Here is a 7462-nt window from a genome sequence, read left to right on the forward strand (position 1 = left end):
AAATTTATATAAATCTCTATGAAACTGCAAAATTATATTGGGATTTATCGGAATAGCATCATATGAAGTATGAATTGTATTTAGTACATCTCTATAACCTGCAATTTCACCTTCAGAACGATCTTTAGGTACTGTGTTATCATGCATGATCTCTTTCAAACGCTTATCTGTGATAACTATTCCTTCTATACTATTTGAAGCTTTAGTACTTTGAACTACTGCTACTTCTTTTAGCTTTTCTAATACTTGTGGAGATTGATCTAAATATAAATTTTGTTTCCCCTTATATTCATTTATCTTTCCAATTAAGCTTACTATATCCATTGGAACTTCTTCATTTTTTAATTTTTCATCTCTAAATGACATCATAAACATATTCACTCCTCTATAAATATATTCATTTGATCTTATTATGACCATGTTTATTATATCATAAACATATTCATTTTGCCATAAACATATTCATTTAATGGTTTAATGAATATGTTTATTGAATATGAATATATTCAAAGAGGTATGTCATATAACGTCCCTAGGGTTCGCGACGTCAGTTGCTACTGCTATATAATCTTGCTTATCCTTCTAAATTTCATAAGTTAGTGCTATAACCCAGCCATATCTATCGCAACTGATGTCGTCAATGCCATGTTATCCGAAGTTCATCTTTTTCTAATAACTCTTAATAGTTAAATAAATCATTATTACTTATCTGATTAGTACTATTTGTAGAAATTCGGGCTGTAATAAAAGCATGCTTGCGATCAAAATCAACTAATTTATCCAAATCATCAGACATAGTATAGAGCATAAAATATTGAGAAATTGCATTTCTACCATTAGGAGTCTGATAATACTCACTTGATTCATCTCCCGCATCAACTCTGAAATATCTGTTATCTCTCCAACATTCAGTTCATTTCGCCTAAGATCCTTTGACTGATTGATGAAATAGTAATATAATAATAATAGATATAGATTTAACCATTATTATATCCAAATTGAAAGGACTGATATCCATGAAGACAATGACTGAAAAAGAAATAGAACAATCAATTAAAAATGTCAAAGCAACATTAGCTATTGAAAATTTAAATATAAACAAGCTCAATATTAAAGATGGTGAAAAATATTTAAAGGGACAAATAACTAGCAAAGAAGCAATAGAACACATCACACAATATATTAGAAGTAAGCAGTTAAAACAATGACTCCTTCTTCAAAATATGGTCCTGAAGACTCTAAATACTGTTATCCAAATACAGATGTTTTAATAAATAAACTTGAGATTAAAGATAAAGAATTACTAGAAGAAGCTGATTCTCTCTATTCAGCACAACGTTTGTTAGAATTACAAGCCGAACCTATAAAAGGAGATTTTGACCTTCAGCATCTAAAAGAAATTCATTATTATATTTTCCAAGACTTATATGATTTTGCTGGTAAAATAAGGGAAGAAGATATAATTAAAGGCAACACTCATTTTGCTAAATCTCAATATATTGTGCCTAGCGCAATTCAATTATTTGAAGAATTAAAAAACGAAAATTATCTATTAAACACATCGGTTAATCAATTTGCCAAGAGAACTGCACATTATATGGCGGAATTAAACATTTTTCATCCTTTTAGAGATGGCAATGGTCGGGCTATACGAGAATTCATCAGATGCTTAGCTTTAAAATGTGATTATGAAATAAAATGGAATTCAATAGATAAAGATAGACTGTTTGATGCTTCAATAAAATCAGTGTTCAATACTAAGCCTCTTATTAAATGTATAAAAAAAGCTATTGATTCTTAATAAATTGGATGGCATTTTTTCTGTGCCATCTTTTTTTATCTTATAATTATATTATCAAAGCAACAAAACCTTACATAAAAGTGAATTTCGGATAACGTCCCTAGGGTTCGCGACGTCTCGCTCGCCCTCCTTATAACTTGTCTATTCTCTAAAACTTTCATATGTAATCCCGACCTTCACCTATCCTCCTAACCTAGATGTCGCTAACCCTATGTTATACGCAGTTAGCACTCTTTTCCTTAACTTTAATCAATTAATTCTGTCTTCATATCTTCTCTTCTTCCTTGATCTTCATAATCTCTTGCTAACTGTCTTAAAACCCTTGATGTCCTAGGATATTCAAATTTAATTTCCTCTGCTTGTTTATTATATTCTTTAGCAAGTTCAAATTCTTGAATACCTCCTTCAAAAACTGCACGTGTTGTTACACCTCTTGAATTATATTTACCTATTTTAAATCCGGATTCTAAATCAAAACTTCTAATTCTTTCAATAATTTTTCTTACTGCTTCATGAGGCCAAATCCCATCATTACCTACTGAACAATGAGAAAGGAGTTCTCCAATTTTAATATCCCCTATGACCTTTCTATCGCATTCTTCAAATAATTTTCTAGCTTCTAAAACCCATTCTCTAAGAATATTAAAATCAATACTACCATCTTCCCTTTCTCCAGGTATTACTGAAATATGATGCAAAAGTTTCCACGCTCTATCTACCCTATCTTCTACAATCTTTTTATCTAAAGTCTCATCTTCTTTTTCTCCATTTTCAGATTTATAAATCCAACTTACAATTTGCACAAAAAAGTCTGGATTATTTTTAATACTATTTTCTAAAAATTTTGGCTGTATAGATCTAAAATTAAAAATTTGTAAATAAATCCATTCTATTTGAGCAATTTCTTCTTTACTAATTTCACCAGCCCTTTGAATATATTTAATTATATCTAAAATAGTATCTTTTACTTTGAAAAAAGAAATCCCATTATCTTTATCAGGATTACTGGCAACTTCTTTTAAAATCATACTAAGCAAATTACAATTTAAAGAAGTTATATCATCTGAACTTCTCAATGCTTGATTGGTAGCATCAATTGCTGCTAAAGGTCTTCCATTTTTAAAGAGTTGTTTTATTAACCAATTAATTTTCTTAAGGTCTTCTTTATAATCGAAATAATAGTGATTAATACTCTGCCAATACTCTTTTTGAATTCCTTCATCTAACTCACTTAATAATTCGAAAATATAATTATTAAAAGGCAAAGCTAATAACAAATTAACCTTCTTGGTTTTATTCCAAGAATCCATTTTTTCAATCATAGGTTTAACATAATCACTATTATCCCTTGCAACTGTTGTTATAAAAGACTGAGCAACAATTAATAATTTATTGTCTTTTTCAAGCCAATTAAGTATTTCTTCTTGAAAACAAGATTTTAAATCAGAATATGCTATTGTTCTTCCAACTAACTTAGAATCTCCGCATACTTTTATTAATCTTTTTATTCCTTTAATTCCGCTTTCTTGATATATTTGATTTAATACTTCTAAACGATGTTTATAAATTATTTCTTCATGTTCTTTATAATCTTTTTCTTTATCAACTGGATTAATAAGATTTGGAAAATATTCATCAAAAAGATATTTGTTTTTTAATATAGTATCTTCTAAGGTAATAGCAGATAAAACTTCTTCAAGTTCATTAATATATTCTTTAGATAAAGACCATTTAGTCTCATCATATTCACGATGTCTAGAAATGATATTTCTAAGTTCATTTACAAAATTCAAAAGAAATTCTTTACTAAATCTATCAAATTCAATTGATTGAATACTTCTAATACATTTAATTAAATACTTATCAGGAATATCATTTATATCTCCAACTAACTCAATTAATCTTGCTTTAGGGCTTTCTAACATTAATTCAATTATTCTTTCAACAATTTTTTCTATATATTCATTATAATCTTCTTTATTTGCTGTTTTTTCAATACTTTCTGCCCAATTACGATAATTTGGTTTATGAATAGAAGAAGAAACTTTGCCTATTTTTTTGGGTAAAATAGAAATTAAAAGTTTCCATGCTACATCAGGATAAAATTTAATTAAATGGGCATCAATGATTTTTATTAAATCAGAATAACTTGCATTAGTATTATTAGTCCATCCTAAAAATATTTTTTGTAGAGAATTAAAAGGGCGATTAGTATATGAACCACCAGGATCTACTTGTGACAGTTCAGCTAAAATTTTAACTACCTGTGCTAAGTAATCTAAATCCCATGAAACCATTTCTAGAGCCCAAAGCAAATTTGCATGTGGGCATCCTCCCAAAAAACCATTTTCCTTACTAAATATTTCTTTAATACAATACTCATCTTTATAAATACTTTTTTCTATACTTTCTAAAAAAGATTCTGGAGCAGCCTCAGCTAAAGAAGTTAAATTCTTTCTAATTGAATACCATCCCTTAGCAGAAAGATCTTTATTCAATATTTTTTTAACCCAATAAGATACTTTATTATTAAGAGAAATGCCATCTAACATTTTACAATCCTTTTTCCCAAATGTAGCCAATATATTTAAAGTGTCAGCAATACCTAATTTCAATTTATCAGAATATTTAGGAAGTTCCCCTTTATTATTAGTTGAAATCATTTATTCTGCTGATAAATCATATGAAGGATCTGTTTCCCCTAAGACCTCGAAAATTATAGATTCTAAACTCTCAATAGTTTTTTTGTTGATTTTATGAGAAATTAATACCCAAAAATCCATTTTAGAAATAACTTGCCATATATTACCTACTTGACGTACTGGTGAATCACTTACAGAAGCTAACTTTAATAATTCAGTTTCAAAATCATTATAAGAAATATCAGCTAATTTAGAAATTATTTCTTTATCATTTTCATTTTCTGAATTCCATTCAGTCACTATTAAAGTAGTAATAAGTATATCTGTTTTAAATTGATTAACCCAATCTGGAACAATATGATTAGCTCTCAATTTTTGATGTCTTCTGATAGGAGCTAAATATCCGTGTGTATCTTTATATATTTTTTCTGCCTCCCTTTTATTTAACCCCATTGATTTTAAAGCATCAATTCTATTATGCCTATCCATTTTTTCTAATTTTACTACATCACCAATTGTATAAGAAACATTTAAAGTTTCAGGAATTAAAACAAAATGACCATTTTGATTAGCATATCCTAAATTTTCAGGTTTGAATTTATAGGGGATTAATATTAATGAGTTTTCTGTATCTAACATGAAATCCCATGAACTTTCATCTTTTATAACAATTCCTCTAGAAAGAAATTCTTTATTTTCTAACAATCCTGCTAAAGCAAAGGCATAAGATGCTTTTTCAGAATTTGATCTAATATGAATTGTTTTTGCGTTTCCTTTTAACAATTTTGAAAATGAATCTAATTTTTCATCACGCCCATTTAATACTAAATCTGTTTTAGAAATAATAGATGTTCCATTACTCCATGATTCCCAGGCCTTTTCTATATCCCAAACACTTTCTGCTTTATTACCAATAATTCTAGCAAACCATCTGTGTACACTAGGACATTGATGTAACCAACTTTCTAAATCATCAGCATTAATCCCTCTTACTTCTTTCCAAATCCCCTCCTTATTTTTTTTATCACACCAATCATCCTTTTTATCCCAAGTTCTTGAAGTAACAAAAATAATAGTAGTTTTTTTTGTATCTATATTACCTGGGTCATCTGTTCTTTTATTATAATCACTATTAACTTTTGCTTTAACATTTTGACTTGTACCAAATTCCCAAACAGATTTATTTGTTGGTACATATTCATTAGCTTCATCTACTTCTAAAATTCCGTCCCATCCTTTACGACCAGTAACACTATCTCCTGATGGAAAATCTAAATGTTTAATTTAATTACAGCTAGCTCTAATTAATCTTTCTACGATCTTAGGCAACATTTCTTCAGCTCTACGCTTATCTGTATTAGTCCAGTTTTTTATATCATTTGCTGTCACAAACCAACCTTCATTCATATAAAAACACTCCTTTTCTAATAAATTTATTTCCCACATGATCTTTAAGTGCTAATTGCGTATAACGTCCCGCAGCTTCGCGACGTCTAGCTCAATCCTCCTATAACTTGTCCATCCTCTAAAACTTTCATATGTAATTCCTAACCTCACCTAACCTCTTAGCCTAGATGTCGCTAACCCTATGTTATACGATGCTTGATTTGGTCACTAAAATATTATTTCGGAATTATATCAACTATAGTTCTAACAAAATCATCTACCCATTCATGCAACTCTTTCATATCCATTTCTCTTTCATATTTATCAATAACTTCTTCTAAAAATTTTATTGCAGTATTGTTTTCTTCTAAATAATTATTTACTATCACATATCCTCTTCTCCTTAGCCTTTCAATTCCTTTATATTCTAATTCTTCATTATCAATTTTGGTATATCCATAAAAACAACTCTCATATTTATTTCTTTTCTTACGCAACTTTTTAACTATATCTCTTAATTCACCCGTCCTCTTCAAATCCAGATATTCTTCAGGGGGTTCAGGTAAAAATATTGGTTCTTTAGGACTATAATAATTTGCATACTCACCTCTATTTTTTACTCTTTTTACTTTATCTTTTATATCAATTTTAGAATCTACTTCTCTTAATTCTTGAAGAAATTTCAAGGCACTCTCTGCAAATTCCCAATCTGCAATTGGAATACATAACTTACGAAATTGTGTTTCAATACTATCATCCCATCTATAACTTTCATGATAATGAGTACTATGTTGCCATTTGCCTTGATAATTATAATAATGTGCCGTAACACTCCAAGAATTACAATCTTTGTATGTTATACCATCAAAAATTAAGAAACCTCTAGGTAATAACCAAGTAACTCTTTCATCATCTTTATTATCAATCACTATTAATTCATCATTTTTTTCTTGAGGTTCTTTAAATTCTATTGTTTTAGGCTCTAAATCTGGTTTTTTACCTAAGGAAGCCTTTTTAAACAAAGGGATTTCATAAATCCTATGTAATAATTCTTTAAATTTTTCGTCGAAGTCTTCATCATTAGAAAAATCAATAACATAAAAAGGTTTTAAATGAAAAGGGATAGCTTTGTCCATATCCCCATCATGTCTTGTTATAAAAATTAATTTTTCTGAATTATCTTGTAATAATGGTTTAGTTAGCATTGTTTCGAATCCAACTCCACCTTTTAGATCATCAGCTTTTTGAGCATAATTTTCTGTTAATACAATTATTACATAATCATTATCTTTAATTGCCGAAGTCATCATTGAATATAAGTCAGTTGTTTCACTATGTATTTCAAATTTATCGCAAGTTGCATCTACTCCAACTTTTTTTCTTAACTTATTAGTTAAATTCATTACCCAATTTTGATGTTCTTTACTATCCCAGCTATAACTTACAAAAGCATTTACTATTTCTTCATTCATAGTACTTCAACCTCCAACTTTTTAATATCACTTCAATAAAAAAATAGAATAAAATCAAGTTTCGTATAACGTCCCGAGGCTTCGCGACGTCCATTTATGCACCTATAACCTAATCTAATGCAACCTTAATTTTATAAGTTAGCTTCGACAACTTTGTCCAA

At 28.7% G+C, this 7462-nt stretch carries 6 protein-coding genes and 1 pseudogene; 2 read left to right on the forward strand and 5 right to left on the reverse strand.

The window, feature by feature from the left end; all coding sequences use genetic code 11:
* Window positions 1-369, reverse strand: a pseudogene (locus JOC47_RS15075) (Fic family protein); the annotation flags it as partial.
* 647 nt (window positions 370-1016) lie between these two features.
* On the opposite strand from JOC47_RS15075, the gene JOC47_RS15080 reads away from it, so the two are divergent.
* Window positions 1017-1208 carry an antitoxin VbhA family protein gene (locus JOC47_RS15080; protein ID WP_204703247.1) on the forward strand — a complete coding sequence of 64 codons (192 nt, stop codon included), beginning with the start codon at window positions 1017-1019 and terminating at the stop codon, window positions 1206-1208.
* Window positions 1205-1801, forward strand: coding sequence for a Fic/DOC family protein (locus JOC47_RS15085; protein ID WP_204703248.1), 597 nt, complete (start codon window positions 1205-1207; stop codon window positions 1799-1801). Before JOC47_RS15080 ends, JOC47_RS15085 begins: the two co-directional genes overlap by 4 nt.
* Window positions 1802-2046: 245 nt before the next feature.
* On the opposite strand, the gene JOC47_RS15090 is transcribed toward JOC47_RS15085, so the two are convergent.
* The 4 genes from JOC47_RS15090 to JOC47_RS15100 all read right to left on the reverse strand — a co-directional run bounded on the left by JOC47_RS15090 (window position 2047) and on the right by JOC47_RS15100 (window position 7301).
* Window positions 2047-4464, reverse strand: a complete 2418-nt coding sequence (locus JOC47_RS15090; RefSeq protein WP_204703249.1) for a hypothetical protein — start codon at window positions 4462-4464, stop codon at window positions 2047-2049.
* Window positions 4465-5148: a hypothetical protein gene (locus JOC47_RS15095; protein WP_204703250.1), complete on the reverse strand. Its 684-nt coding sequence runs from the start codon at window positions 5146-5148 to the stop codon at window positions 4465-4467.
* A gap of 579 nt (window positions 5149-5727) precedes the next feature.
* Window positions 5728-5850, reverse strand: coding sequence for a hypothetical protein (locus JOC47_RS15830; RefSeq protein ID WP_275579441.1), 123 nt, complete (start codon window positions 5848-5850; stop codon window positions 5728-5730).
* 215 nt (window positions 5851-6065) lie between these two features.
* Window positions 6066-7301 (reverse strand): toll/interleukin-1 receptor domain-containing protein, encoded by a 1236-nt coding sequence (locus tag JOC47_RS15100; RefSeq protein ID WP_204703251.1) that lies wholly within the window; start codon window positions 7299-7301, stop codon window positions 6066-6068.
* Between the last annotated feature and the right edge of the window lie 161 nt (window positions 7302-7462).

It is taken from the genome of Halanaerobacter jeridensis (assembly GCF_016908315.1).
GTDB classification, from domain to species: Bacteria; Bacillota; Halanaerobiia; order Halobacteroidales; family Halobacteroidaceae; genus Halanaerobacter; species Halanaerobacter jeridensis.